A 23,565-nucleotide genomic window follows, 5' to 3' on the forward strand; every position below is an offset into this window, starting at 1 on the left:
CCGGGGTCGGCCTTAGCCCAGCGGCTTTTGATAGGTCTCGCCCTCGGACGCCTGACCCGCCGCTTCCAGCAGGCGCTTGGCCGAGGCGATGGCCGCTTCCTGGGTCAGGGAGGCGCAAAGCCCGTCCGGCCCGGTAATGGCGACTTCGCCGTCGATCGCCTCGACCTCCAGCGGGGTGTCGAAGGCCTGATGATGGGCTTGCATGGACGCTCCTCTGCACGATGCGGCCTTGCGTTGGCCGCCTGTCCGCAAAAGGGCTGTTTGTCGGCCTTAGTTCCCCAAGGCTTGCCCAGGTCTCGCAAACTGCCGTCGCGCCTTGACCTTGAGGGAGGCTCATCGGGGGCTCAGGCCGGATGGGTCAGGGCCCCGGCGTTCGCCGTGCGAAGCTGCTTATGGATGTCGCTCGCCGCGATCGCCGCTTCGGCGGCGGCCACGGCGATCTGGTTGAGGCCGCGCACGACGTCGCCGGCAGCGTAAAGACCCTCGATCGAGGTCTGCTGGTGACCATCGACGATCAGATTGTCGTCCGCGTCATGGGCAGCCCCCCAACTCAGGGCCAGCCGGCTCTGCATCTCGCAGCCCAGGGCCAGGTACAGGCAATCGAAGCGGCGCGGCGGGGTGATGGAGCGGAGTTCGACGCCGTCGGCGCTCAGGGTCAGGTCTTGTAGGCCTACCGGAACGACGGCCACCCCATGCTCTTCGAGCGCGACACGATCGCTGAGGGTGTCTTGCGAGCCCAGATGCAGCAGGGTGACATCTTTGGAGTAGGTGGTCAGGAACGCCGCCTCCCGCGCGCCAAGGTCGCCGTCGCCCAGGACCGCGATCGCCTGGTCGATCGCCTCGTAGGCGTCGCAGATCGGGCAGATGCGCACGATCGCCGCGCGGATCGCCGCCTCTATGCCTTCGAGCGGCGGCAGCCGGTCGACGACGCCGGTCGCCAGGAGGACAAAGCGGGTGTCTATCCGCTGTATCTCGCCCGCCGCGTCGCTTGCCAGAAGGGTGAAACCTTCGGCGGTCCGCGTCAGGCTCTGCGCGCGCGCGGCCCGACGCTCGGCGCCATAGAGGGCGGCCTGTTCGCCCATCTGCTCAAGCAGGGCTTCGCCGCCGATTCCGCCGGCGAAGCCTGGCGTGTTGTGGCTCGTGGGGATCCAGGCCGCGCGCGATGGGCCGCCATCGAGGATCAGCGTCCTGCGCCGGAAGCGGCCAAGATAGGTCGCCGCCGTGAGGCCGGCCGGCCCGGCGCCGACGATGACGACGTCGTAGCGGTTCATGTCATGCCTTCAGGTGGTGGCGGGTCTGGCGCAAACTGGCGGCCGGCTAAGCGGTTCCGCCATCAAGGATAGGCGGTGGCGCGAAGGCTGGCGCCCGACCCGCGCCAATAGCGGCCCTCGGCCCCGCTCCACGCTCAAGACATTCAGACCTCTTGCGTTGCTTAGAGCGCGTTGGTTGGTAGGGTGCCGGCTGGGGGGGCAAATGACCGCGAAAAATCCCGCGCCGCGCAAGCCGCGTCGTCGACGAAGCGAACCGCTGCCGACCACACCTGACGCTGTCGAAATCGCGCTTGAGGCAGAGGCGCGCAATCCTTCGCAGGACAGTCCGGCCCGGCGGCTGCTCGATAGACAAACCGCGCTCATCGACGCCGACCTGAAGCTCCGCGGTTGGGAGATCGCCCGTGCGCGCGCCGGTGTCGCGCTGACGGGCCTGGCCGTCGCAGCGGCTCTGGCGGGCGCGATGGTGCTGGGCGCCATGGCTTGGTCAGCGAGCCAGGCTCAAGGTGTCGTCGTCAGGGCGTTTACGACCTCGAGCGACCTGGAAAAGGCCGGCTACAGCGGTCCGACGCTCGCCCGGCGGTTCCTGGATCGCATTGATGCGCACCAGTACGCCTCACGCGGCACGGTCCTGCAGCGAAACAGCGGGTTTTCCAGCGAGGGCGACGACGCGATCCGGCTTGAAATTCCTCAAACGGGCCTGTCGGTCTCCGATCTGCAGGCCATGCTGCGCGACTGGCTTGGGCATGAGCGGACGCTGGACGGCGCGGTCACGCGCAACGGCGACGGCGTGACCGTATCGGTGCGTCTCACGGGCCTGCCTGCCGTTTCCGTCAGCGGACCTGAGCAGGACCTCGACGCGCTGCTCAGCCAGGCCGCCGACCAAGTCTATGCCTTGGCCGAACCCCAGCGCGCGGTCTTTGCTCAACCCGACACGCCGGAAGGCGAAGCCAAGGTGCAGGGTCTCTTGACCCAGATCCGCACGACAGGCTCGTCGGTCGAACGCGCCGACGGCTTTTCGTTTTCGGCCGCCAGAACGCTCGACAATCGCCAAGCGGTGCGGTTCGCCCAGGCCGCGACACAACTGGCGCCCGATCTTCCGATCGCTCACATGCAGCTGGGATCGGCGCTCCGCGCGCTGGGCCAGGACGGTCCTGCCCATAGCGCCGACCTCCAAGCGCAGGCCGCCTTCAAGCGACCAGCACGGATGCTGTGGGCCGAAGGTCAGCGAGAGCTGCAACCCATTCGCTTGGCGGCGCAGCTCGCTGCCGATGAGGCTGACTTTGGCCGGGCGGTTAGGCTGCAACGTCGACTGCAGGACCTGCGCGCGCGACGGGGTGTCCGAAGCCTGGGCGAGCTGCCACAGGTCCTCGCAGCGCCTCATGATCTCAATGCCGCGCTGGCGGGCGTTGATCTCGCTGCCCTGAGCGGCCCGGAGACCCTGAACGCGCGCTTGGCTCGAGCCGAGGTCACCGCGGCCGCCGGGCGTCGCGCGGAGGCTGCTGCACAATACGACGCCATCGCGGCCGAGCTGGCCAGGCTGGACGCACAGGCGCAGCTCAAGGGCCATAGCCGTAGCCGCCAGAGCGTATCGCTGGATGTGCCCCTGGCTGCTGCGCGCGCACGCGCGGTCGCCGAAGCTGGCGATCTGCCGCGAGCGCGCGACCTCATCGGCTCGACGCCCCTGAACTGCTATCGCTGTCGCATGGCCCGCGGCCATATTGCGTGGTTGGCCGCCGATTACACCGCAGCGGGTCGCGAGTATGAGGCGGCCGAAGCGCTGGCGCCCGACCTGCCGTTCGCCTTCGAAGAGCGCGGCCGGCTCCATTTCGCTACGCGCGACCTGCAGGGCGCCCAGCGAATGGCCGCTGAAGCCGCGCGCCGCGCGCCCAACTGGGCCGATCCGCTTAAGCTCAATGGCGATGCGTTCGCGATGCAGGGCAAGACCGGCGCCGCCGCTCGCGCCTACCGCGCGGCTTTGAAGCTGGCGCCGCGTTGATCCCAAGCCCGCGCCGCCCTGGACGCGGTCTCGCGGTGACGTTGATGCGCTCATGGCCGCCGTCGTCGCGCCATCGGGAACGCGATGTTCGGGCGCTTCGTCTCATCTGCCTGGCCGCCCTCGCGCTTGCCGGCTGCGGCGAAGCTGGGCCGCCCAAGGCAGGCGACGTGGTCGTCCCATTGGTCGGCGGCGTGGCGGGAACCAGTGCGCGAGGACATTTCTCGACCGTATCGATCCACGCATACGCTGATCGGCAGCAGCACGTCGTGACGGGCAAGCGCATCCGCTTCCGGTTCGAACAGGCCTACTCGACCACCGCCGATCGACGGGAAGGCCCCCACCTGCGCCTGAGGCTGCTCTACAAGATCGATGATCTCGAACCGGTCCTGGCGGGCCCTCCCGGCGACCAGCACATGGGACCTAGCCGGGCGAGCGCCACGGTCAGGGGCTGGGCGCTGGGCGGCGACCTGACGCCCGCGACCATCGCCCAGGCCAAGGGCGCGTTCGGGACCATCGGCGCCGTTCCACCCGGCAGTCTCGTTTTGCGCCCGGACCTTTGAGGAATGACCGCCTACGACGTCACCGCGCCGGGCCTGCTCGAACTGGGAGCGCGCCGCAAGGTTCAGCCCGTCGCCGCCTGGCCGTCGCGCGGCTCCCTGGTGATCGCCAGGCCCGGTCCTGGCGGGGTTTTCAGCGACGTCATCGGCTGCTCGCCGAGGAACATCATCGACGGCTATCCCGTATGCGGCGGACTGAGCTCCTATCGCGGCTGGCCCCTGGAGATCACCTTTTCAGGCAAGGATCTGTGCCGATACGACGAGCTTCTGGCGGGGGCCCGCACCCTGTTCGATCGCTTCTATCTGGACGAAACTGACCGTTCGCCAGGACTGTCGGAGCAAAGATGGTCGCCGGCGGCCCGTCCGATCTCGGCGGTGAGCGCGCCTTAGAATTCGTCCGGCGAGAGACCCATGCACTCCCGGGAGCGGCAAACCTGTCAGGGTTGCGCTCAGACCGCGCTTTGCCAGACAGCCTCCAAAGCCTTGTCGTCAGGGACCACGAGCCGATTGCGGTCCAACCAGGCCAGGCGCTGGCTCGCCAGGACCTGCAGGGTGCGGTTGACGTGCACAAGGCTGATGCCGAGCACCTGGCCCAGGACGGCCTGTGTGACGGGCACCAGGCTGCGATCATCCCCGGCCGCCAGCTTCAGTCGCGTGTCGAGCTCGCCCAGGAGGTGAGCGACCCGTCCCAAGGCCGCCAGCACGCCGATCCGGAACACTTGGTCCTGAAGGCGGGCCTGATGCTGCAGGTTATGGGCGGCCAGGGCTTTGACCAGCTGCGGCCGCAGGGCGACCAGGGCTCGGCCCTGGGCGGAAAGGCGGCGCAGGCGAACCGCGCTAAGGGCCACGATCTCACCCGCGCCGAGCGGTGCGGTCGCCGTGTCGAGGCCAACCACGTCGCCGGGGAGGAAGAGCGCCACGATCTGCCGCTTGCCGGAGGCCATGGTGCGCACCAAGCCGGCCCAGCCGTCGCAGAGCACGAAGGGCGTCGCGCCCTTGGCCGCGCCAAGAACCGCGTCGATCGGGACCGTCTCCAAAGGCGAGAGCGCCGCCTCCAGGGCGTTCACGTCGTCGCTGGCGAGGGGGGGCGTGTTGGCCAAGCACGCGCACGGTCGCCGACAGGCGCAAGGGTGTCGGCGTGCGAGACGAACCCGGAACTTCCGTGGGCGAGAAGAACGACATTGGCGTCGAGGAAACGCCGCCGGACGCCGACATGCAAGCGCTGCTGTCAAAGTTGGCGACTGTCGCTGGCGCTCCGGGCTTGGGGCGCCGCCCCCAGCGCGCTTCGGATCGGCTTCCGCCCAGCTTCAGGTCCTTTGGACCCTGCAGCCGGGTCCCCGCGAAGCCGCCCCTCCGCTTGCACCCCCGGTCTCGCCGACGGGCAAGGGTTCGAGTGATCGAACCCCTGCCTTTAAGGATGAAGACCATGGGACAAGCCGCTGATGATCTTGAGCCCCGCATCTATGTGGCCTGCCTGGCCGCCTATAATAGCGGCCGACTGCATGGGGCCTGGATCGAGGTCGAGGATGATGCGGCCGCCGTCTGGGAGGCGATCAACGCCATGCTGGCAGGATCGCCCGAGCCCGAGGCCGAAGAGTTCACGATCCACGACCACGAGGGCTTTGGCGGGGTGGAGGTCGCCGAGTACGCCGCGATTGATCGCGTCGTCGCTCTGGCCGCTTTCCTGCGCGAGCGCGGAAGGCTGGGCGCCCTGGTGCTGGGGGCGGTCGATGGGGACCTTGGTGCGGCAAGGTCAGCGCTCGACGATCAGTATCGCGGCCGCTTTTCCAGCCTCGCCGACAGCTTCCAGGAACTGACCGAGGAAACCGTCGAAATCCCCGAGGCCTTGCGAAACTACATCGACTACGAGGCCATGGCCCGCGACGCCCGTCTGAATGGCGAGGTCTTCACGGTCGAGACCGCCCACGACGAGGTTCACGTCTTCTGGGCGCGCTAGGCGCGCGGCAGCAGCGCCAGGACGATGAAGGCCAGCGCCGCCGCCAAGGCGGCGGCCACGGCGAGCCCGGCCCAGCCCGTGGGCGTGAGAAGGCGGGCGGTGGGACGAGAGCGAGCCGGCATGTCGCCAGGATAGGGCGCCGCTCAAAGTGGCGCTAGGTGCGGCCGAGCCCCGCCCACCATTCGGCATAGGACGTGTTCTTGGCCAAGTGACGGTTGAGGTCCGGCGCGCCGTCGCGCCACCACACCGGCCCGCGCTCGCCCAGACCGATCTTGGCCGCGTCGACCCGGGCGCGGGCGTCCGCCAACAGCGCCGCATCGTTCGTCGCCAGGGCGGACCGCACGGCGCGTCGCGCGTTCATCAGATCCTCGACCAGGGCCTGGCGTTCATCGGCCAAAAGCGCGGGATTGCTTCGGCGCCAGAGACGGCCGCGCACCACGATATAGCGGCCATCGGGCGTGACGGGCGGGGCGCTCACCGGTCGATCTCGATCCAGGCCGGCGCATGGTCGCTGGCGGCCTCCAGACCGCGCACCCAGCGATCCACGCCCGCGTCGGTGAGCTGACTGGCGATCTCGGGCGAGCACAACAGATGATCGATGCGCAGCCCCTTGTCCTTGGGCCAGCGAAACCGCAGGTACGACCAGAAGGTCCACAGCGGCCCCTCGGGATGGACGGCGCGCAGGGCGTCGGTCCAGCCCTGGTCGAGCAGCCGCTGGAAGGCCGCGCGGCTTTCGGGACGCAGCAGCGCGTTGCCGCCGTAGGAATGGTTCGGATAGAGGTCGGCTTCGGTCGGCACGACATTGTAGTCGCCCGCCAGCACGACCGGCGCGCCGCTGGCCATCAGGTTTTCGGCATGCGCCAGGAAGGCCTCGAACCAGGCCAGCTTGTAGTCGAACTTGGGGCCAGGGACCGGATTGCCGTTGGGCAGGTAGAGGCAGGCGATCAGCACGCCGTTCACCGCCGCCTCGATATAGCGCGACTGGCTCCTGTCCGGCTCGCCGGGCAGGGCGGTGCGGGTCACGACCGGGGTCATGTCCCGCGCCAGGATCGCCACGCCGTTCCAGGTCCGTTGGCCCTTCCAGGCCGCCTGATAGCCCAAGGCTTCGAGGGCGGCCCGCGGAAAGGCGGCCTGGTCGGCTTTCAGTTCCTGCAGACAGACGACGTCCGGGGCCTCGGTCTCCAGCCAGGCGGTGAGCACGGCCAAGCGCGAGACGATGTTGTTGATGTTGAAGGTGGCGATCCGCACCTGGGCACAATGGCCTTGGCCGCGCGGCGTTCCTCCAAGGCGTCGGCATGGAACAGATTGGACGGCCTGCGGATTCGCTTCTCACAAGGAGGCTTACCCGATGTCCAAACGTGAACTGATCGAACCGACCCCCGGCGACAAGCGCTACGTGCGGCGCGACGACAAGGGCCAGTTTTCCGAAGTCGACGATGTCGGCAAGTCGTCGGCCGCCGACCAGCGCCAGCACGCCAAAAACGACGCGGGGCCTGGGCAGGGCGACCGGGGCGATCGCGAAAAGTCCTAAATGCCCTCGTCGGTGATCAAGGCGTTCGTCTATGACGACGCGCGCCAGGTCCTGACCCTCACCTTCGTCAGCGGGCGCGCCTATGCCTATCAGGGCGTGCCCGCCGACGTCGCCCAGGGCCTGCGTCTGGCCTTCGCCAAAGGGGTCTATTTCAACACCGCTATCCGCGACCGATATGCGGCCCTCCCGGTCGTCTCGGATGGTTGAATTTTTTCGCCGCCCGTCCTCTTGACCGGTTTGGTCGTCGACCTACCTCATCGCGTGCTTGCCGGGCGCCGTTCGGGTCCGGCGCAGGAGCGCGAAGGCCGGTCGCCTCCCGCGCTCCTCATATCCAACTTGCTTTCGAGGAGATGGAAATGAGCACCGCGTTTGACTTCACCCCGCTCTATAGCTCGATGATCGGCGTCGACCGCATGGTCGATCTCGTCGAGACCGCGCTCCGCAGCCCGGCGAGCGCCGGCTATCCGCCCTACGACATCGAAAAGACCGGTCAGGACGACTATCGCATCTCTCTGGCGGTGGCCGGCTTCGGCCCTTCGGACCTGGAGATCACCGCCGAGCCCAACCTCTTGGTGATCAAGGGGCGCAAAGCGTCGGACATCGACCAGAACGCGCGCACCTTCCTGCATCAGGGGCTGGCCCAGCGCGCCTTCGAGCGTCGGTTCGAGCTGGCCGACCATGTCGTGGTCAAGGACGCCGCCTATGCCCATGGCGTCCTGTCGATCGACCTGGCCCGTGAGGTCCCCGAAGCCTTGAAGCCTCGCCAGATCCCGATCGGCGGCGGCGCGGATCGCCCGGCGCTGACCCTTGCGCCCGACAAGACCCGTAAGGCCGCGTAAGGGGGGCAGGCCATGCATATGGACCTGAACGCGTCCGATCGGGCGCGCCCCTGGCCGGTGCGGCCCGCCGTCGGCTTCCTCCATCCGCTGGAGGTGGTGAAGGACCAGGACCTGGAGCCAGTTGAAAAGCGCGAGATCCTGGCCGCCTGGGCCTCGGACGCCAGCGCGGTGGAACACCGGCCCAGTCATAGATGGCTCTTGGGAACGCCCGCGCCCGTGCCGCTCAGCGAGGTTCTGTCGGCGCTGAGCCGCCTTGACCGCGAGCCGTTCTCTTGAGTTGGGGCGGGCGGCCGGCCAGCCGTAGGGCCGGCCGCCAAGCCTGTTCCCGTGTTTCGTGACGTTTGACCATGCCCAGCTATCTCTTCGTCGAGCCGTCTGACGACGGCTGGATCGTTCGCGGCGACTTTGCCGACAGTCCAAGGACTTTCCCCACCGGGGCCGGCGCCGAAGAGGCCGCCCGCGATCTAGCCCAGGGCCTCGCCGACGACGGCGCCTTGGTGATCCGCCTTCGCGATGGCGCGCGCGCCGGCCGTTTCCTGTTCCCGCCCCATGGCGGGGCGCCGGAAGCCTCGGCGCGACGCGCTTGAGGTTTACGCCGCCAGTGACGAGGCCGCCGCGCGCATGCGCCGCAGCGCCGCGAGAAGATCTGTCAGGGCCAGGGCGAACGGCGATCCATTGCGCAGCGCGCGCTGGCCTTGCGTCCACTGCCCACGCTGGATGTGCCCGGCCACGACCGCGGCCTCCTGGTGGAAGGCGCGATGGGTCTCAACCAGGCCCAGGAGCGCATGGTGGCCGGCCCAGCGCCGCGCGTCTTCGCCTTGCAGCCAGCAGCCCGTCGGGCAGAGGCGGTCGGTGGGCAGGAGCGCCGGATCGAGGGCCCTGCGCTCGGTGACGGCCGCGAGAAGCGCCTCGCGGATCTGGCTGTGTTGCTGTGCTTGTTCCTGAAAGTCCATGACCAAACCTCTCGGCTCAATCCCCCGGGCGCGGTTGTGCCCGGGCATGGTTTCCAGCCGGTTTTTCGAGGCCCGGTTGTCCACAGTTTCGAGCGGTTGGCCGATAGCCAAGGGGCTGGCGCGGGCCTCTGGACGGGTTGGGAGCGCCTTCCCATATATCGACCATGCCCAAGACCCCTGCGGCCCTGTCCGCCGACGCGTTCGACGACGACGCGCCAGCCAGCCTGCGCGAGGCGGCGCTCATCGATATCGACGACGTCGCCCAGCGCCGCGAGCGGCTGGCCGCCTATGCCCAGGCCACGCGCGCGGTCATCGTCTACCGGTTCGTCTTTCCGGAGGGAGCCACGGTGGCGTCGTTCGGCCGCGGCGGCGAAATGCGCGACGCCGTCGCCCAGCTCTACGCCATCGTCGGCCTGACCGGGGGTGGCCTGGCCAAGAGCCATGGCGGCCTGGCGGCCCGCATCCCCAAGATCCTGGCGGCCAAGTTCGAGAGCCTCGCCCGGGCCTTGATCGAGACCTATCTGGTGTCGCTCGAGCTGGGCGAGGCGGCGTGATCGCGCGCCGATAACGGCGCTGCGTCCTGCGGAGCCGCACACACTTTGGAGCGTAAGCCGCTGGCCCGGTCTCGAGCGCGCAAGCTGAACCCTTGCGCGGCGCCGGCGTTCTAGGGATCGCTCACGAGCGTGGTCGCGGCCAGGGCATGATCTCGCCGACACGCCGTGCTCTCTTCTGGCAAAAGCGAGTCGATGGGCGCCCACGATGGATATGGAGCAGGAGGCCGAGGCGCTGCTGTTGCGGATACGCTTGCTGCGCGAAGCCCCTGACGCTGGCCAGCTGACGCAAGCCCAAGTGAGCCTCTATCGAGACCTTGGTCGGAAGGTCGAGCAGATCACCCGCAAGATGGCCGCCGCACCGGACGCAGAGACGGCCGAGCGGCTATGGACGCAGGGCGCCGAACTCATCCAGACCTATCTCGACGAACATTTCGCCCTGCCCACGGTCCACTAGCGGCCTAGCAGAAGTTTCGGCTCCGCTTGGCCCAGGACAGGTCGCCGGCGTCCGCGCCCCGATCCTGCAGGCTCGACAGAACCGCGCCCAGATCGTGCAGCGTGTAGGCGACGAGATGGACGACATCGCCTTCGCGCTGGATGCGGCCCTCGACGCCGAGCAGATGGGCCGCAAGCGCGACGCGCTTTTGCTTCTCGTACAGCGTCTTCCAGATCACCAGGTTGGCCACGCCGGTCTCGTCCTCGATCGTCATGAACATCACGCCCTTGGCCGTACCGGGCATTTGGCGCACGAGCACGAGGCCGGCAGTCCTGATAAACTGGCGATCGCGGCCGGCGGCGGCGGCCTGGCAGGGCTTGTAGCCTTGGCCTCGCAGATCCTCGCGCAGCAGGGCCAGCGGATGGCGGCGCAGGCTAAGGCCGATATGGCCGTAGTCCTCGACGATCTCACGGCCTTCGGTCATCGGTTTCAGGGTCAGGGCAGGCTCGTTCAGCTCGGCCGCGCCGGCCTGGTCGAACAGCGGCAGCGCGGTCTCGCGCAGACCTTTGATCTTCCAGCCGGCTTCGCGGCGGGCGAGGCCAAGGCTGGGGCGGAAGGCGTCGGCCTCGGCCAGGCGTGAGAGCGCGCCTGGGCCGATCTGGGCGCGGCGCCACACATCATCGACGGCGCGATAGGGTTCCTCGGCGCGGGCCAGGACCAGGCGCGCGGCGTCGACCTCAGCGAGCTTGCCGACCATGCGCAGGCCAAGGCGCACGGCCAGGGCGCCGTCGGCGGTCTCTTCGAGCGTGCAGTCCCAGCGCGAGGCGTTGACGCAGATGGGTCGGATCTCGACCCCGTGCTCGATGGCGTCGCGGACGATCTGGGCCGGCTGGTAGAAGCCCATGGGCTGGCTATTGAGCAGGGCCGCGCAGAACACCTCCGGATGGTGGCATTTGAGCCAGGAGGAGGCGTAGGCCAGAAGCGCAAAACTGGCCGCGTGGCTCTCCGGGAAGCCGTAGGATCCAAATCCCTCCAGCTGGCTGAAGGTCGCTTGCGCGAAGTCCTGCGGATAGCCGCGCGCGACCATGCCGCCGACCAGCTTGTCCTTGAAGTGGCTGACCCCGCCGGTGAACTTGAAGGTGGCCATGGCCCGACGCAGCTGGTCGGCCTCGCCGGGCGTAAAGCCGGCGCACTCGATCGCCACCCGCATGGCCTGCTCCTGGAAGAGCGGCACGCCGAGCGTCTTGCCCAGCACCTTCTCCAGCTCAGGCTTGGGGTAGCTGACGGGTTCCTTGCCTTCGCGTCGGCGCAGGTAGGGATGGACCATGTCGCCCTGGATCGGACCGGGCCGGACGATCGCCACCTCGATGACCAGATCATAGAAGCTGCGGGGCTTCAGACGCGGCAGCATGGCCATCTGCGCCCGGCTCTCGATCTGGAAGACGCCCAGGGTGTCGGCCCGTCGGATCATCGCATAGGTGCGCGGATCCTCCGGCGGGATGGTCGCAAGATCCAGCGCTATGCCCTTGGCGTCTTTCAGCAAATCCAGGCCGCGCTTGAGACAGGTCATCATGCCCAGACCCAGGACGTCGACCTTCATGAACTTCAGCTCGTCGATGTCGTCCTTGTCCCACTCGATGATCTGGCGGCCTTCCATTCGCGCCGGCTCGATGGGGACCAGCTCATCGAGCCGGTCGTGCGTGAGGACGAAGCCGCCGGGATGCTGGGAAAAATGGCGCGGGGTGTTGAGCAGCACCTGGGCCAGCTCCAGGGTCAGGCGCAGGCGGCGATCGGAGAGGTCCAGGCCCATGTCGCGGGCGTGCTTCTCCTCGATGTCCTCGCGGGAGAAGCTCCAGATTTGGCTGGAAAGCCCCTTGGTCATGTCCTCGGGCAAGCCCAGCACCTTGCCGACGTCGCGCACGGCGCCGCGCGGCCGAAAGCGCTGCACGACGGCGACGATGGCGCAGCGATGGCGGCCATAGGTCTCGAAGATCCACTGCATCACCGTCTCGCGGCGGGCGTGCTCGAAGTCGACGTCGATGTCGGGCGGCTCGTCGCGCTCGGCGCTGACGAAGCGCTCGAACAGCAGATCATTGCGCTCAGGATCGATGCTGGTGATCCCCAGCACGTAGCAGACCGCCGAATTGGCCGCCGAGCCGCGGCCCTGGCAGAGGATGTCCTGGCTCTTGGAATAGCGGACGATCGAATGGACGGTCAGGAAGTAGGGCGCATAGCCAAGCTGGCCGATCAGCCTCAGTTCGTGCTCCAGGATCCGGCGCACCTCAGGGGTCACCCCATCCGGGAAACGGTGGGCCGCGCCCTCCCAGGTCAGGCGCTCCAGGGTCTCCTGGGCCGTCTGGCCTTCGGTGACCACCTCGCGCGGATACTGATAGGTCAGCTCCAAGAGCGAGAACCGGCACCGGCGAGCGATCGCGACCGACGCGGCGATCGCCGGCTGATGGCGCGGGAAGCGGCGCTGAATTTCCTTGGGCGCCATCAGGTATCGGTCGGCGTGGCGGTCGCGCTTGAAACCGACATCGTCGATGGTGGTGTTCTCGCGAATGCAGGTGACCACGTCCTGCAGCAAGCGCCGCGCCTTGTCGTGGAACAGCACACGGTTGGTGACCACCGGCGTGACGGCGTGTTCGGCGGCCAGGCGCTCGAGTTCATAGAGGCGCAAAGGATCGCCCGGCCGGCGGCGCAGAGTCAGGGAGACATGGGCGTCGACGCCGAAAATAGCGGCCATGCGCGCCAATTGCTGGGCGCAGGCCGCGTCAGCTGCGTCCGGGACCAGGATGCCGATCAGGCCCTGGGCATGGGCGGCAAGATCGGCATGGTCGAGATCGCATTCGCCCTTGCCGGCGCGCGATTTGCCCAGGGTCAGCAGGCGCGAAAGCCGGCTGTAGGCGGGGCGATCGGTGGGTAAAACCACGATGGTCATGCCATCGCGCAAGACCAGTTCGCAGCCGACGATCAGCCTGACGCCCGTCTCCTTGGCGGCGATATGGGCCCGCACCATCCCCGCCAGGCTATTGCGGTCGCAGATCGCCAGGGCCCGATAGCCCAGGCGCGCGGCCTCGTCGAAGAGCTCGCCCGGCGAGGACGCGCCGCGCAGCAAGGAGAAGTGCGAGGCGCACTGCAATTCCACATAATCGCCAAGCGCGTCAGGGTCTTGTGGCGAAAAGTTCATCCGAACACGCCGGCCATGAACCAGCGCTGGCTGCCGGAGGCGGCGTCCTCGCCATCACCGTCGCGGTAAATCCAGTAGCGCTCGCCGCCCTCGTCCTCGACCTGGAAATAGTCGCGCGATCGGGCCAGCTCGGCGTCGGCTTTCCACCACTCGCCAAAGACGCGCTCAGGTCCGTCGGCGCGGCGCACGCGTCGGCGCACGCCGCGCCAGGTGAAGGACGCCGGAGGCTGGTCGGGCAACAGAGCCACCGTCTCGATGAGTTCGGGGCGCGGAAAGACGCGGAAAGGCCGGGGCCAGTCGACCGGCCAGGAGAAGGCGGCGGGCGCCTCGGCGGCGGGAACCTTGCGGACGCTGCGCTCGGGGATGTCGCTTTCGGCGCTCGCCAGACGATAGACCGCGTCTGGACCCAGGCGAACCCGCAGGGTGTCGACCAGGCCCGAGAGATCGGCGCGACGCTTGCCGCCCAAAGCATCATCCTGGCTATAGGCGAGCGGCTCGGCGCCGGGCGCGGCCAGCGCCATCTTGTCGACCCCAAACCCCGGATCGACCTTTTCGAGCTTTTCGCAGAGGAGCTTGGCTAGGCGCCGCGCGTCACGAGCTGGGCTCGACAGGCCGATCCGTACGCTCTCGACCCGATTGTCGACCCGGTAAAACCAGGCGTCGATTGTCTTGGCCCCGAGGCTGGCGGCTTCGAGGACGGCGCAGAGCTCGATGGTCAGCTCGGTCAGGTAGCGGGCCAGGGTTTCGGGCGCGCCGATCGGCTCGGCGAAGATCTTGGCCGCCCGCGGCGTTTCGGCTGCGAACACCGGCTCGATCGGCTCGCGCTCGCGGGCGTGGGCCTGGTCGAGGCGACGGATCGGCTCCATACCGAAGCGATGGGCCAGCGGGCCTTTGGCAGTAGCCTCCAGTTCGCCGATGGTGTCGAACCCGGGCTTGGCGAGGGCCTGGACAATCTCCGGCGCCAGGCGAAGGGCGGCCACCGGCAGGTCCTTCAGCTGCTGGCCCAGCGCCCCGGCCGGGGCGACAAACACAGAACGCCGGGAATAGCGCGCCAGGGCATGGGCGCCGCCCCAGCTGTCGGCGATCGCGACCGTTGCCGCATAGCCCGCCTTGGACAGGCGCCGACGCAGGTCGATCAGCATCTTCTCCTCGCCGCCGAAGAGATGGGCGCAGCCGGTGGCGTCTATGACCAGGCCATCGGGCGGATCGGCCGCCACGGTCGGCGAGTAGAGGCGCTGAGCCCAGAGCGCCAGGCGCTGCAGGGCGGCGTTATCGCCCTCGGTGTCGAGCTCGTGCAGGACGAGGCCTGGGACCATGGCCGTGGCGTGGGCGACGGCCTGGCCGAAACGCAAACCCGCCTTGGCGGCGGCCAGGTTCATGTGCGCGATCGCGCGCCGGCGACCGACGCGTCCGACCATGACGATCGGCGCGTCAGGCGATGGCGCGCTCTTGCCCACGGTCTTTTGGCCCTGCAAACGAGCCAACCGGTCGGTGGGCCAGCGGGGCAGGAAGGCGGAGATGACCCTTTGCGTCACAGGCTTCTAGCTCGATGTCGAAGGCCTCGCCGGCCTTGCAGCGGAGGAGTTCGAGAAACCAGCGCGGACGACCCACGCCGGGAACGGAGGGCGGCAGCGGCGAGGAGGGCAGGGGCGAGACCCGCCACCGCGTCTGGGCCGCCGTCGGCTGGCCAAGATCGGCCGCGTCCGCGATCCGACGCCATCTTCGGACGGCGATGGCGATCTGGCCGCTCTTCTCGGCCGCCAGCTGCAGGCGGCGCGATGCGGTCATGGAAAGCTTGCCGACCTCGCCGATCACCCCGGCCAGGCCCGGCCAGCGCAGGCCTTCCTCCATCGCCGCCAGGACCCCGGCCTCGTCGCCGGCGTCGGCGAAGATCACGCGGTGAGGCGGCAAGCCCGCCTGGGCCAGGGATGGCGCGAAGAGGTCGGCCTGGCGCCGGCACCACAGCACCTCGCCCTGGGCCCTGGCCAGGATGCCGGCGGCGAACCGGGCCGCGGTCGCCCCGTAAAGCGCTTCCTCAGCCCCGCCGGCCACCTCGTGCAAAGCGCCCAAGGCCAAGCCCCCGCCGGGCAGTCGCGCGTCCAGGGGCGGCACGCCGAACGGCAGCACCGCACGGGTGACGCGGTCCTGGGCTTCCAGGGCGCGAACCTTGCGGCGGAGCGTGTCGAACGCGGCGGGGACGGGCGATGAGGTCATGGCGGTAGAACGAGCTTGTTCCACCTTTGTTCTTGGCGATGGTTCAGAGTCAACGGGGCCATGGGTGCGGCGCGAGGGCGCGCCAGGGCCAACATCCAATCGGCGCAAGGGTTTGAGCGGAATCAGATTTTTTCGCGGGCGACCGAAGCTGACGTAAGCGGCGCCGTGAGCGCTCGGCCCCTGGTCGCCAAACCGGGCTATGCGCGCTAAAGGTGGCTCAAGGGAGGGGCCATGGCCTGGGGCGGCAGACACCATGACGACGACGAGCCGCAGGCCCTGCAGGAATGGCAGGCTTGGGTCGTCTGCCTCCTCGGCGCGGTGATGCCGACAAGCGTGCTGGCGACCATCGTGGACTGGATCGAAGGCCAGACCGCGCCGGCCTTCGTGCCGGCGCTCTACATCGGCGTCTTCACGATCGCCGTGCTGCTCATGCGGCCCTGGAGGTTCGGCTAGACGGGCAGGGCGGCTTGCTCGGCGGCCGGCCGGGCCTCGAAATTGGAGACCGTCACGCCCAGTAGGCGAACCCCCGCGCGCAGGGGATAGACCGACACCACCAGCGCCTGGGCTAGATGGCGCAGAGTGTCGGCGTCGCCGATGATCGCCGGCAGCGAGCGGCGGCGGGTGACCTGCTCGAAGTCGGCATATTTGATCTTCACCGTGACGGTGCGGCCGAAGGCCTGGGCCTTGTCGCACCAGGCGAAGACCTTGCCCGCCAGGGCGGCGATCTCCGCCTCGATGCGGGCGGTGTCGGAAAGATCGGTCTCGAAGGTCGTCTCCGAGCCGGACGACTTGCGCTCACGATCAGGCTTGACCGGCCGCTCGTCGATCCCCCGGGCGATGCCGTGGAACCAGCCCGCCGCGTTGCCAAAGTGCTGGAGCAGGACCTCCAAGGGTTGGCGGTGAAGATCCGCCCCCGTCTCGATGCCCAGCGCCTTCATCTTGCGCTCGGTGACCTCGCCCACGCCGTAGAAGCGGCCGATCGGCAAGGTGGCGACAAAGGCCTGGCCCTGCCCCGGCGCGACCAGGAACTGGCCGTTGGGCTTGTTCTGGTCGCTGGCCATCTTGGCCAGGAACTTGTTGTAGGAGACCCCCGCCGAAGCCGTCAGGCCGGTCTGCTGCAGAATACGCGCGCGGATCTGCCGCGCGGTCTCCGTGGCCCGGCCGATCCCGGCCTTGTCGGCGGTGACGTCCAGATAGGCCTCGTCCAGCGACAGCGGCTCGATCAGATCGGTGTAGTCAGCGAAGATCTCGTGGATCTGGCGCGAGACGGCCTTGTAGACCTCAAAGCGCGGCGGGGTGAACACCAGCTGCGGGCATTTGCGCAGGGCCGTGGTCGAGGGCATGGCCGAGCGCACGCCAAACCGGCGCGCCTCATAGCTGGCCGCTGCAACGACGCCGCGCCGAGCTCCGTGGCCGACGGCGAGGGGCTTGCCGCGCAGGCTGGGATCATCGCGCTGTTCGACCGACGCAAAGAAGGCGTCCATGTCGATGTGAATGATCTTGCGAGGGGCCGACTCCATCCCCAGCAAACTAGCAGCCTGTGAACGAAAGCGGAACTTGCCTCTTGAGCGCGTCGGCGGCCTTGCGGCAAACCTGGGGTCCTGCGACAGCGCGCCGGAGCGCGTTCGGGGTGCGAAGCGGTCCATCGTGCGAGGCCTGGGGGAGTATCTGTGGTGTCACATGTCGAAGGGGTTTTCCTGACCCTGGCGCTGGAGATCGGCCTGGCCCAGACCATTGCCGAGACGCTCAAGGACATCGACGGAGCGATCGCGAGCTTGCCAGACACCGTCGGGGCGGCCACCTACCGCCAGCGTCTGGAAGGCCAGCGCGCCAGCCTGCGCAATCCCACCTTGCGCACCAGCGCCGCGCTGGTCGCCTCGATGTGCGCTAGGGATCCGAGCTTGACGCCGCGTATCCGCTCGGCCTTCGCCGACCTTGCCGCGCGGCATGCGGACCTGGCCGTGTTCTACGGGCAGTTGCCGGCGGCCGCTCAGGATCTTCAGCGCGCAAGCTAGCCTGTGCGGCTTGGCTGAACCAAGCGGGCCCTCAAGCGCTTGGCGTCTCGAAGGAGACAGCCGATGCTCGAGAAAATGCCCCGCGGCCTTGGTCATGCGCTGCGTGGCGTGAGGGCCGGGTTCGAAAAGATCGCCAGCGAGGACCGCGCCTTTGCCGGGATCGCCGACACCATCGCGCTCTCCAGCAGCGCCTTCGAGGACGGCGGGTCGATCCCCGCGCGCTACACCGCCGATGGAGAGGGAATCTCGCCGCCGCTGGCCTGGAGCAAGCTGCCGGCCAGCGTCGCGGCGCTCGCCTTGCTGGTCGAGGATCCAGACGCCCCGGCGCCCGAGCCGCTGGTCCATCTCCTGGCCTGGGACCTGCCGCCCGAGCCTGGCGAACTTCCTGAAGGCCAGCTGCGCAGTCCAGGGCGCGCTGGCCTGGATGAGAACCTCGGGAAGAACAGTTTCCTGCAGGCTGCCTGGCTGGCGCCCGATCCGCCGACCGGCCACGGGCCCCATCTCTACGTCTTTCAGCTCTTTGCCTTGGACCGGGCGCTGGCCTTCGCGACCCATCCCAGCCGCGGCGCCTTCCTGCGCGCGATCGAAGGCCATGTGCTGGCCAAGGGACTGCTGGTCGGGACCTACGAGCGGCCGTAGCCGCTCGGGGTGTCGTGAGGATCGGCCAGCCGCGCCAGCGCGAGGGCGGGCGCGGTCCTGATCTCTTGGTGAAGGCGATCGGCAAGCGCGGCCTGATAGGCGGCCAGCTCGGGCGGCCCGGCGGCGACCGCGAGCCGTTGGGAGAGCGCAAAGCGCAGCAACCAAATCGGCGAGCCGCTGTCGGACGCGGCCACCTTGTCGATCTCAAGGGCGGCGTGGGCCGCGCGCAACACCATCCCCGTCCGGGGGCTAGCCAGCTCCGCGGCCATCCAGGTCTCGCCGCCATGGCGCTGAACGACGAACCGCAAGGCCGCCACGCCGCGGCGAGCGATCTCGAGCCAATAGTCGACGAGGACCGGCGTGGCGTCATACGAAGGTGATGTCATGGATGAGCAACGCCGCACCGGGGCGCGAAGGCTCGGGCGGCGCCAAATGACTAGGCGGCGATCGCCTCGCGCTTGGCCGGCTCCTCGACCACCCGCAGATCATCGTCGGGCAGGGGCTTTTGCAGTGCGACGGCGTCCTTCCAGGGCGCGCGCAGCCAGGTGTCGACCTCTTCGGCGGTGCGCAGGAACACCGGCATGGCCTTCTTGTGATAGGGGGCGACGACGCCGTTGGGCTCGGTGGTCAGGAAGCCGTAGACCTCCATCTCCTCCCAGCCGGCCTTGATCGTCTTGACGCAGGCATGCGGCGTCCACACCCCCGCGAAATAGGCGAAGGGCGCCTTTGTTTGCGCAAACCACACCGGCTTCAGCGACCTGGTCAGCTCCTGGTCCGGCTCGGTGAAGGCGGTTAGCGGGACGACGCAGCGGTTCTCCACGCCCTGCCAGCGACGCCAGTGCGGATTTTCCAGGTCGCGAATATTGGTGACCCCGGGGTCGGGCTCCATGCGCAGGAGGTCGTCGTAGTCGTAGGCCTTGCCCTGGCTTTCCAGCCGGGCGATCCGCTTGGCGGCCAGCTCGGTCATGCGCTTCTTTGACGAGGGCATGCCCCAGCGCGCGAAATGGATCTCATGCTGGCCTTCGGCGCCCAGGCGCACGGTCGGCGCGCGACGATTGGGACCGATGAACTGCGGATAGAACAGGTCGATATTGGCCGCCTCGAACGCAACGCCGCCGGGCAACGTCAGATGGCGCTTGAGGAGATCCTCGTGCGCCTTGGCCCAGCCGAAGATGTCGTAATAGAGCTCATAGAGATTGCACATCGCAGCGGCCCTCGATTTGGCGAACGACGCTATGGGAACGGCGAGCGGGCGCAAGGGCTGCGCTCAGATCGGCCTTTTCAGCCAGATCCGCGCATGCCACCAGCCCAGCGGCGCGGCCTCCAGATCGCCCAGGCCGTCGAAGAACATCTCGACATGCTCGGCGCGAGGATGGGCCACGAGGGCTCGCGTCGGAGCGCCTTGTCCGTGGAGCTCGACCTCGGGCGGACGGGAGGGCGTGGCTTCCTCGAGCAGCGGCTCAGAGTTCGCGCCATCCTCCAGCCAGACGACCAGTCCGCCCGCCGGATGAACATCGACGTGGTGCACGCCAGGCAGCGTTTCGAAATAGCCAGGCTCGCCGATCAGGCCGTCGAATATAGAACACTTTGGGCTGGATGGCGAGTCGCCACGATGTCTCGGAAGGGGCGGCCCGAGGCGCAGAAACGCCTCGGGCCGGGCTCCACGTATCGCCGCCGGATGATCTCAAACGGCGGGTCAGTCCCGAGCCCACGGGGATCGCGCCGCCGGCTGGTGGGGCGCTGAAGATCCCCGATCCTGCAAGTTCAGCGCAGCTGGCTGTCCTTGCTGCCGCGACGGTTGATGCCGCCGATGACGACCTTGCGGTCACGGCCGGTTTGACAGGCGATGCAGGTGCGGCAACCGGGCAAGGCGCGTCGACGCGCCTCAGGAATGTCCTCGCCGCATTCGTCGCAGAACAGCGAGCCCTCGCCGGAGGGCAGACGGGCGCGGGCGTGCAAAACCCCGTCCGTCACCGTGTCTTCGATCTGATCCAGAACGCCCCCGTCGTGCGTCCACCCACCGGCCATGCGCCTGCTAAACTCCCTAAGATCTCAGGCTGTTAGATAGGCGATTGGGGTCGGTGCTGAAGAGGTGACAGCCGGCCGCGCGGTGGACAGATTGTCGCGGCTGCCCGCGCCTCAGCCGGCAACGTCCGCGCTGGTCGTCGCGGGCGACGTCGCCTCGGCGAGAACCTGCATGAGACTGTCGAGCGTATAGGGTTTCTTCAGCAACGGAAAACCGTGGGCGCCTTCCTCGGCAAGGACATGGCTGTAGCCGCTGGTGAGGATGACGCGCACGTCAGGCCAGCGCTCGCGAACCTGACCGGCCAGTTCGACGCCGCTCATGCCCGGCATGACGACGTCGGTGAAAACCAGCTCGAACCGCGCCGAGGGTTTTTCCAGAGCGGCGAGCGCGTTCTGGGCGTCACCGACCCGGGTGACGGCGTGGCCCATTTCTTCAAGCATGGTGGCGGCGAACTGGCCCACTTCCAGATTGTCCTCGACCAGGAGGATCCGCAGGGGCGGGACCTGGATCTTGAGGGGCGAACGCGGAGGGCAAGCGTGCGGCTCCTCCGCCGCCATCGGCAGGTAGAGGGTGAAGGTCGATCCCGCGCCTTCGAAACTGGAGACGGCGACTTCGCCGCGCGATTGCTTGGCGAACCCGTAGACCTGGCTGAGGCCAAGGCCGGTTCCGCGGTTGACGGGCTTGGTGGTGAAGAACGGCTCGAAGATATGGGCCAGTGTCTCGGGCGACATGCCTGTGCCCGTATCGGCCAGGGAAACGGCGACAAACTCGCCAGGCGCGGCGGCGTGGCCACGCACGGCTGGGACGCCCGGAGCGCGGCTGGCGCGGATGCTGATCTTGCCCCCATCAGCCATGGCGTCGCGGGCGTTGACCACCATGTTGATGATCGCCGTGTCGAACTGGCCTGGATCGGCCTTGATCCAGAGGTCGCGGGCGTCGAACCCGAGCTCGACGATGACGGACGATCCTGCCGAGGCGGCGATGATCTGGCGCAGGCCCTCCAGCCTCGCGACGATATTGAAGCTCTCCGGTTGCAGGGGCTGGCGTCGCGCAAAGGCCAGGAGCTGGCTGGTAAGCAGCGCGGCGCGCTCGGAGGCCGAGGCGATGGCGTCGACATAGCGCTGACGCCGGGGATCCTGCTCGCCGCGCTGCAGAAACTCGGCCGAGGAGCGGATTACGGTCAGAAGGTTGTTGAAGTCGTGGGCGACGCCCCCGGTCAGCCGCCCGATAGCTTCCATCTTCTGGGCCTGGGCCAGAGCCTCGCGCGTCCGCTCGATTTCTTCTTGGGCGCGCCGCTTTTCGGTGATGTCACGCGTGACCTTGGCAAAACCCAGCAGCTTGCCCTCGTCGTCGTAGATGGGGTCGATCAGGACATGAGCCCAGAACCGCTCGCCGTCCTTGCGCACGCGCACCGCCTCGCCCTCGAACTTTCCCTCGCGAACCGCCGTCGCCAGGGCGCGCTCGGGCGCGCCGCCAGCGCGGTCGTCAGGGGTGTAGAACATCGAAAAATGACGGCCTAGGACCTCACCGGCCTTGTAGCGCTTGATCGCTTCGGCGCCGCTGTTCCAGTTGGTGATGTTGCCGACCGGATCGAGCATGTAGATCGCGTAGTCGCGAACGCCCTGGACCAGGCGCTGGAAGCGCTGCTCGCTTTCATAGAGCGCCGCGTCGCGGGCCTTTCGCGCCGACACGTCGCGGGTGACCTTGGCAAAGCCGATGACCCGACCATCCTCGATCACCGGGTCGATGACGACGTGGGTCCAGAAGCGTGAGCCGTCCTTGCGCACCCGCCAGCCTTCCGACTCGAAGCGTCCGTCGCGCACGGCAGTCTCCAGCGCACGGGCGGGCAAGCCGACAGCCCGATCCTCCTCGGTGTAGAAGACCGAAAAGTGCCGGCCGACAATCTCCTCGGCCCTATACCCCTTGAAGAGCGCCGCGCCGCTGTTCCAGGTGGTGACGGCGCCTGTGGCATCGAGCAGATAGATGGCGTAGTCGGTGACGGCGTTGATCAGAAGGCGATGGCGCTCAGCCTCGTCGCGTGCGTTCAGGTCGCGCGGCAACTCAGTCATCAAGATCTTTCACGACACGTCCTATCTTGGTCGTACATCTGCGAGAGCCGATGCGCAACTACTGAACGCCTGTTGGCCTCGATCTAACCGCTTAATATCAAATGAGTTTTTGCGGAACGGCCAGAGCGTTGGGACGTGTCTCGCCGTCTACCGGACAGCGCTTGCGACGGCCGCACGGGGGCGCTGGATGATCTGGGAAAGGCCGCTCTCGGTCCAGATTTCGATGGCCCGCGCGCTTTCATGCGAAGCCAAGAGGGTCCAGGTGAGTGACGGGATCGCCGTCTGGCAGGCTGGCGATATCAATGGCGGCTGCGACGCCGTCCTTGTTCAGACACATGAAAGTATAGGTCTGCATCCATGCCTCCACGCAAGGAGATGCCTACAACCCCCACACGCCGTCTGCCCGAAAGCCAACGCTTGGCTTAAAGCTCAGGGCGCTATCGGTTCCGGCGTTCATCGGCCCCTAAGCGCCCGTCTGGCTGTTGGGCGCTGCGACAGGCTTTGACTCGGGCGAGTTCTTCTGGCGCAGGAAAATCGAAAGCACGACGAGGACGGCGGTGGACAGAAACTCGCTCTGCCAGTTCTGGAACGACTCGAACCAAAGCTGCGGGTCGGCGAGATAAGCCAGCGTGGACGCCGCTGCCTGTCCGTGTTCGGCGGCCTCCTGTGCTGCGGCCCTGGCGCTGAACGTCCAATGCAGGACGAACGACGCAACGAAAAGTATGCCAAGCGCCAGGCCCAGCGCGTGGGCATAGAGCCAGGCCAGAGCGCCGCTGCGTCGCGCCAGGGCAGGGGCCTGTGGGTCGTGGCTTGGCAGGACATCGCGCTCGGGCGCGTCGGGGTCTTTCGATTCCGAGGAGCCGCGCTGAACGAGATAGGCCGTCAGCACGACATAGACCGACATCTGTAGGAACTCGCTTTCCCAGTTCTCGAACACAGTCGAGATGAATGTCGGATCGGCAAGATAGGCCAGGGCGCCGATCGGGGGCTGGCCGTGCCGCTGCAGATCCTCCAGCGCCACGCGCCAACCGGTGAGCCAATGGCCAACGAGGCTGGCGGCGAACAAGGCCATAAGCGACAGGGTGAGGCCGTTGGACTTTAGAACCTTCAGCATGCGGGTTTAAGGCGCGGGTCGCCGCATGGGTTCCTCACCGCCCGTAGGTGTTTGCGCCAACTTGACGGGCGCCTTGGCGCGCGCAGGCGAATGACGCTAGCATCGCCTTGTGGTCGGGCGGGGGCTTGGGCTTGGGCGGTTTAGGGCTGACTTGATGACCGACGGCGGTTCTCCGGACGATGTCCGGAGCGGGGATGACGACGCGCT

The 23,565-nt window shown here is 68.0% G+C and carries 30 protein-coding genes; 14 read left to right on the forward strand and 16 right to left on the reverse strand.

The window, feature by feature from the left end:
• Positions 1 to 12 precede the first annotated feature (12 nt).
• A complete protein-coding gene (locus DDF67_RS20810; protein ID WP_109102735.1) occupies positions 13 to 204 on the reverse strand; it encodes a hypothetical protein in 192 nt (63 codons plus the stop codon).
• 140 nt (positions 205 to 344) lie between these two features.
• A complete protein-coding gene (locus DDF67_RS20815) occupies positions 345 to 1,271 on the reverse strand; it encodes an NAD(P)/FAD-dependent oxidoreductase (protein WP_109102736.1) in 927 nt (308 codons plus the stop codon).
• Between the two features lie 202 nt (positions 1,272 to 1,473).
• On the opposite strand from DDF67_RS20815, the gene DDF67_RS20820 reads away from it, so the two are divergent.
• The 3 genes from DDF67_RS20820 to DDF67_RS20830 all read left to right on the forward strand — a co-directional run bounded on the left by DDF67_RS20820 (position 1,474) and on the right by DDF67_RS20830 (position 4,214).
• Entirely contained in the window at positions 1,474 to 3,267 is a 1,794-nt protein-coding gene (locus DDF67_RS20820; protein WP_146198066.1) for a hypothetical protein, read from the forward strand.
• Between the two features lie 266 nt (positions 3,268 to 3,533).
• Entirely contained in the window at positions 3,534 to 3,827 is a 294-nt protein-coding gene (locus DDF67_RS20825; protein WP_109102738.1) for a hypothetical protein, read from the forward strand.
• A 3-nt stretch (positions 3,828 to 3,830) separates the two neighbouring features.
• Positions 3,831 to 4,214 (forward strand): hypothetical protein, encoded by a 384-nt coding sequence (locus DDF67_RS20830; protein ID WP_109102739.1) that lies wholly within the window; start codon positions 3,831 to 3,833, stop codon positions 4,212 to 4,214.
• 59 nt (positions 4,215 to 4,273) lie between these two features.
• On the opposite strand, the gene DDF67_RS20835 is transcribed toward DDF67_RS20830, so the two are convergent.
• Positions 4,274 to 4,924, reverse strand: a complete 651-nt coding sequence (locus tag DDF67_RS20835; RefSeq protein WP_109102740.1) for a Crp/Fnr family transcriptional regulator — start codon at positions 4,922 to 4,924, stop codon at positions 4,274 to 4,276.
• A 326-nt stretch (positions 4,925 to 5,250) separates the two neighbouring features.
• On the opposite strand from DDF67_RS20835, the gene DDF67_RS20840 reads away from it, so the two are divergent.
• Positions 5,251 to 5,781 (forward strand): antirestriction protein ArdA, encoded by a 531-nt coding sequence (locus DDF67_RS20840; protein WP_109102839.1) that lies wholly within the window; start codon positions 5,251 to 5,253, stop codon positions 5,779 to 5,781.
• Here the strand turns inward: DDF67_RS20840 and DDF67_RS26280 are convergent.
• From DDF67_RS26280 to DDF67_RS20850, 3 genes are read right to left on the reverse strand one after another with little or no spacing between them, the layout of a single operon-like run.
• A complete protein-coding gene (locus tag DDF67_RS26280; protein ID WP_269845468.1) occupies positions 5,778 to 5,903 on the reverse strand; it encodes a hypothetical protein in 126 nt (41 codons plus the stop codon). The two genes, DDF67_RS20840 and DDF67_RS26280, sit on opposite strands and share 4 nt — an antisense overlap.
• Positions 5,904 to 5,935: 32 nt before the next feature.
• Complete coding sequence (locus DDF67_RS20845) at positions 5,936 to 6,259, reverse strand: hypothetical protein (RefSeq protein WP_109102741.1); 324 nt, start codon at positions 6,257 to 6,259, stop codon at positions 5,936 to 5,938.
• Positions 6,256 to 7,029: an exodeoxyribonuclease III gene (locus DDF67_RS20850; RefSeq protein ID WP_109102742.1), complete on the reverse strand. Its 774-nt coding sequence runs from the start codon at positions 7,027 to 7,029 to the stop codon at positions 6,256 to 6,258. Before DDF67_RS20850 ends, DDF67_RS20845 begins: the two co-directional genes overlap by 4 nt.
• A gap of 100 nt (positions 7,030 to 7,129) precedes the next feature.
• On the opposite strand from DDF67_RS20850, the gene DDF67_RS20855 reads away from it, so the two are divergent.
• The 5 genes from DDF67_RS20855 (at position 7,130) to DDF67_RS20875 (ending at position 8,738) form a co-directional block, all read left to right on the forward strand.
• A complete protein-coding gene (locus DDF67_RS20855; RefSeq protein WP_109102743.1) occupies positions 7,130 to 7,312 on the forward strand; it encodes a hypothetical protein in 183 nt (60 codons plus the stop codon).
• On the forward strand, positions 7,313 to 7,519 hold the full coding sequence (locus DDF67_RS20860) for a KTSC domain-containing protein (RefSeq protein ID WP_109102744.1): 207 nt from the start codon (positions 7,313 to 7,315) through the stop codon (positions 7,517 to 7,519).
• Between the two features lie 149 nt (positions 7,520 to 7,668).
• Complete coding sequence (locus tag DDF67_RS20865; RefSeq protein WP_109102745.1) at positions 7,669 to 8,151, forward strand: Hsp20 family protein; 483 nt, start codon at positions 7,669 to 7,671, stop codon at positions 8,149 to 8,151.
• Between the two features lie 12 nt (positions 8,152 to 8,163).
• A complete protein-coding gene (locus DDF67_RS20870; protein ID WP_199229298.1) occupies positions 8,164 to 8,427 on the forward strand; it encodes a hypothetical protein in 264 nt (87 codons plus the stop codon).
• Between the two features lie 71 nt (positions 8,428 to 8,498).
• The gene (locus tag DDF67_RS20875; protein ID WP_146198067.1) at positions 8,499 to 8,738 is read left to right on the forward strand and encodes a DUF2188 domain-containing protein; all 240 of its coding nucleotides are present in this window, start codon (positions 8,499 to 8,501) and stop codon (positions 8,736 to 8,738) included.
• Positions 8,739 to 8,741: 3 nt separating this feature from the next.
• Here DDF67_RS20875 and DDF67_RS20880 read toward each other — a convergent pair whose 3' ends face one another.
• A complete protein-coding gene (locus DDF67_RS20880) occupies positions 8,742 to 9,215 on the reverse strand; it encodes a CZB domain-containing protein (RefSeq protein ID WP_233247716.1) in 474 nt (157 codons plus the stop codon).
• A 53-nt stretch (positions 9,216 to 9,268) separates the two neighbouring features.
• On the opposite strand from DDF67_RS20880, the gene DDF67_RS20885 reads away from it, so the two are divergent.
• The gene (locus DDF67_RS20885) at positions 9,269 to 9,658 is read left to right on the forward strand and encodes a hypothetical protein (RefSeq protein WP_109102747.1); all 390 of its coding nucleotides are present in this window, start codon (positions 9,269 to 9,271) and stop codon (positions 9,656 to 9,658) included.
• A 205-nt stretch (positions 9,659 to 9,863) separates the two neighbouring features.
• A complete protein-coding gene (locus DDF67_RS20890; protein ID WP_109102748.1) occupies positions 9,864 to 10,112 on the forward strand; it encodes a hypothetical protein in 249 nt (82 codons plus the stop codon).
• 4 nt (positions 10,113 to 10,116) lie between these two features.
• Here the strand turns inward: DDF67_RS20890 and DDF67_RS20895 are convergent, their stop codons facing one another.
• Genes DDF67_RS20895 through DDF67_RS20905 form a run of 3 tightly spaced genes read right to left on the reverse strand, consistent with a single transcriptional unit; the run spans position 10,117 to position 15,495 of the window.
• Complete coding sequence (locus DDF67_RS20895) at positions 10,117 to 13,281, reverse strand: error-prone DNA polymerase (protein WP_109102749.1); 3,165 nt, start codon at positions 13,279 to 13,281, stop codon at positions 10,117 to 10,119.
• The gene (locus DDF67_RS20900) at positions 13,278 to 14,699 is read right to left on the reverse strand and encodes a Y-family DNA polymerase (RefSeq protein ID WP_199229299.1); all 1,422 of its coding nucleotides are present in this window, start codon (positions 14,697 to 14,699) and stop codon (positions 13,278 to 13,280) included. The genes DDF67_RS20895 and DDF67_RS20900 overlap by 4 nt, the downstream gene beginning before the upstream one ends.
• 13 nt (positions 14,700 to 14,712) lie before the next feature.
• Positions 14,713 to 15,495: an ImuA family protein gene (locus tag DDF67_RS20905; RefSeq protein ID WP_109102751.1), complete on the reverse strand. Its 783-nt coding sequence runs from the start codon at positions 15,493 to 15,495 to the stop codon at positions 14,713 to 14,715.
• A gap of 231 nt (positions 15,496 to 15,726) precedes the next feature.
• Between DDF67_RS20905 and DDF67_RS20910 the strand changes: the two genes are divergently transcribed.
• Positions 15,727 to 15,948, forward strand: coding sequence for a hypothetical protein (locus DDF67_RS20910; protein WP_109102752.1), 222 nt, complete (start codon positions 15,727 to 15,729; stop codon positions 15,946 to 15,948).
• Here the strand turns inward: DDF67_RS20910 and dinB are convergent.
• Positions 15,945 to 17,015 (reverse strand): DNA polymerase IV, encoded by a 1,071-nt coding sequence (gene dinB / locus DDF67_RS20915; protein WP_109102842.1) that lies wholly within the window; start codon positions 17,013 to 17,015, stop codon positions 15,945 to 15,947. The two genes, DDF67_RS20910 and dinB, sit on opposite strands and share 4 nt — an antisense overlap.
• A 153-nt stretch (positions 17,016 to 17,168) precedes the next feature.
• Between dinB and DDF67_RS20920 the strand changes: the two genes are divergently transcribed.
• Both DDF67_RS20920 and DDF67_RS20925 read left to right on the forward strand, forming a co-directional pair.
• Positions 17,169 to 17,510 (forward strand): hypothetical protein, encoded by a 342-nt coding sequence (locus tag DDF67_RS20920; RefSeq protein WP_109102753.1) that lies wholly within the window; start codon positions 17,169 to 17,171, stop codon positions 17,508 to 17,510.
• 63 nt (positions 17,511 to 17,573) lie between these two features.
• Entirely contained in the window at positions 17,574 to 18,149 is a 576-nt protein-coding gene (locus DDF67_RS20925) for a YbhB/YbcL family Raf kinase inhibitor-like protein (RefSeq protein WP_109102754.1), read from the forward strand.
• On the opposite strand, the gene DDF67_RS20930 is transcribed toward DDF67_RS20925, so the two are convergent.
• The 5 genes from DDF67_RS20930 to DDF67_RS20955 form a co-directional block, all read right to left on the reverse strand.
• Positions 18,134 to 18,535: a hypothetical protein gene (locus DDF67_RS20930; RefSeq protein ID WP_109102755.1), complete on the reverse strand. Its 402-nt coding sequence runs from the start codon at positions 18,533 to 18,535 to the stop codon at positions 18,134 to 18,136. The two genes, DDF67_RS20925 and DDF67_RS20930, sit on opposite strands and share 16 nt — an antisense overlap.
• Positions 18,536 to 18,585: 50 nt before the next feature.
• Positions 18,586 to 19,353, reverse strand: a complete 768-nt coding sequence (locus tag DDF67_RS20935; RefSeq protein WP_109102756.1) for an SOS response-associated peptidase family protein — start codon at positions 19,351 to 19,353, stop codon at positions 18,586 to 18,588.
• Positions 19,354 to 19,913: 560 nt separating this feature from the next.
• Positions 19,914 to 20,177 (reverse strand): DksA/TraR family C4-type zinc finger protein, encoded by a 264-nt coding sequence (locus tag DDF67_RS20945; RefSeq protein ID WP_109102758.1) that lies wholly within the window; start codon positions 20,175 to 20,177, stop codon positions 19,914 to 19,916.
• A 111-nt stretch (positions 20,178 to 20,288) separates the two neighbouring features.
• A complete protein-coding gene (locus DDF67_RS20950) occupies positions 20,289 to 22,244 on the reverse strand; it encodes a hybrid sensor histidine kinase/response regulator (RefSeq protein ID WP_109102759.1) in 1,956 nt (651 codons plus the stop codon).
• A 463-nt stretch (positions 22,245 to 22,707) separates the two neighbouring features.
• Positions 22,708 to 23,358, reverse strand: coding sequence for a DUF6766 family protein (locus DDF67_RS20955; protein ID WP_233247719.1), 651 nt, complete (start codon positions 23,356 to 23,358; stop codon positions 22,708 to 22,710).
• Between the last annotated feature and the right edge of the window lie 207 nt (positions 23,359 to 23,565).

The organism is Caulobacter endophyticus (assembly GCF_003116815.1).
GTDB classification, from domain to species: domain Bacteria; phylum Pseudomonadota; class Alphaproteobacteria; order Caulobacterales; family Caulobacteraceae; genus Caulobacter; species Caulobacter endophyticus.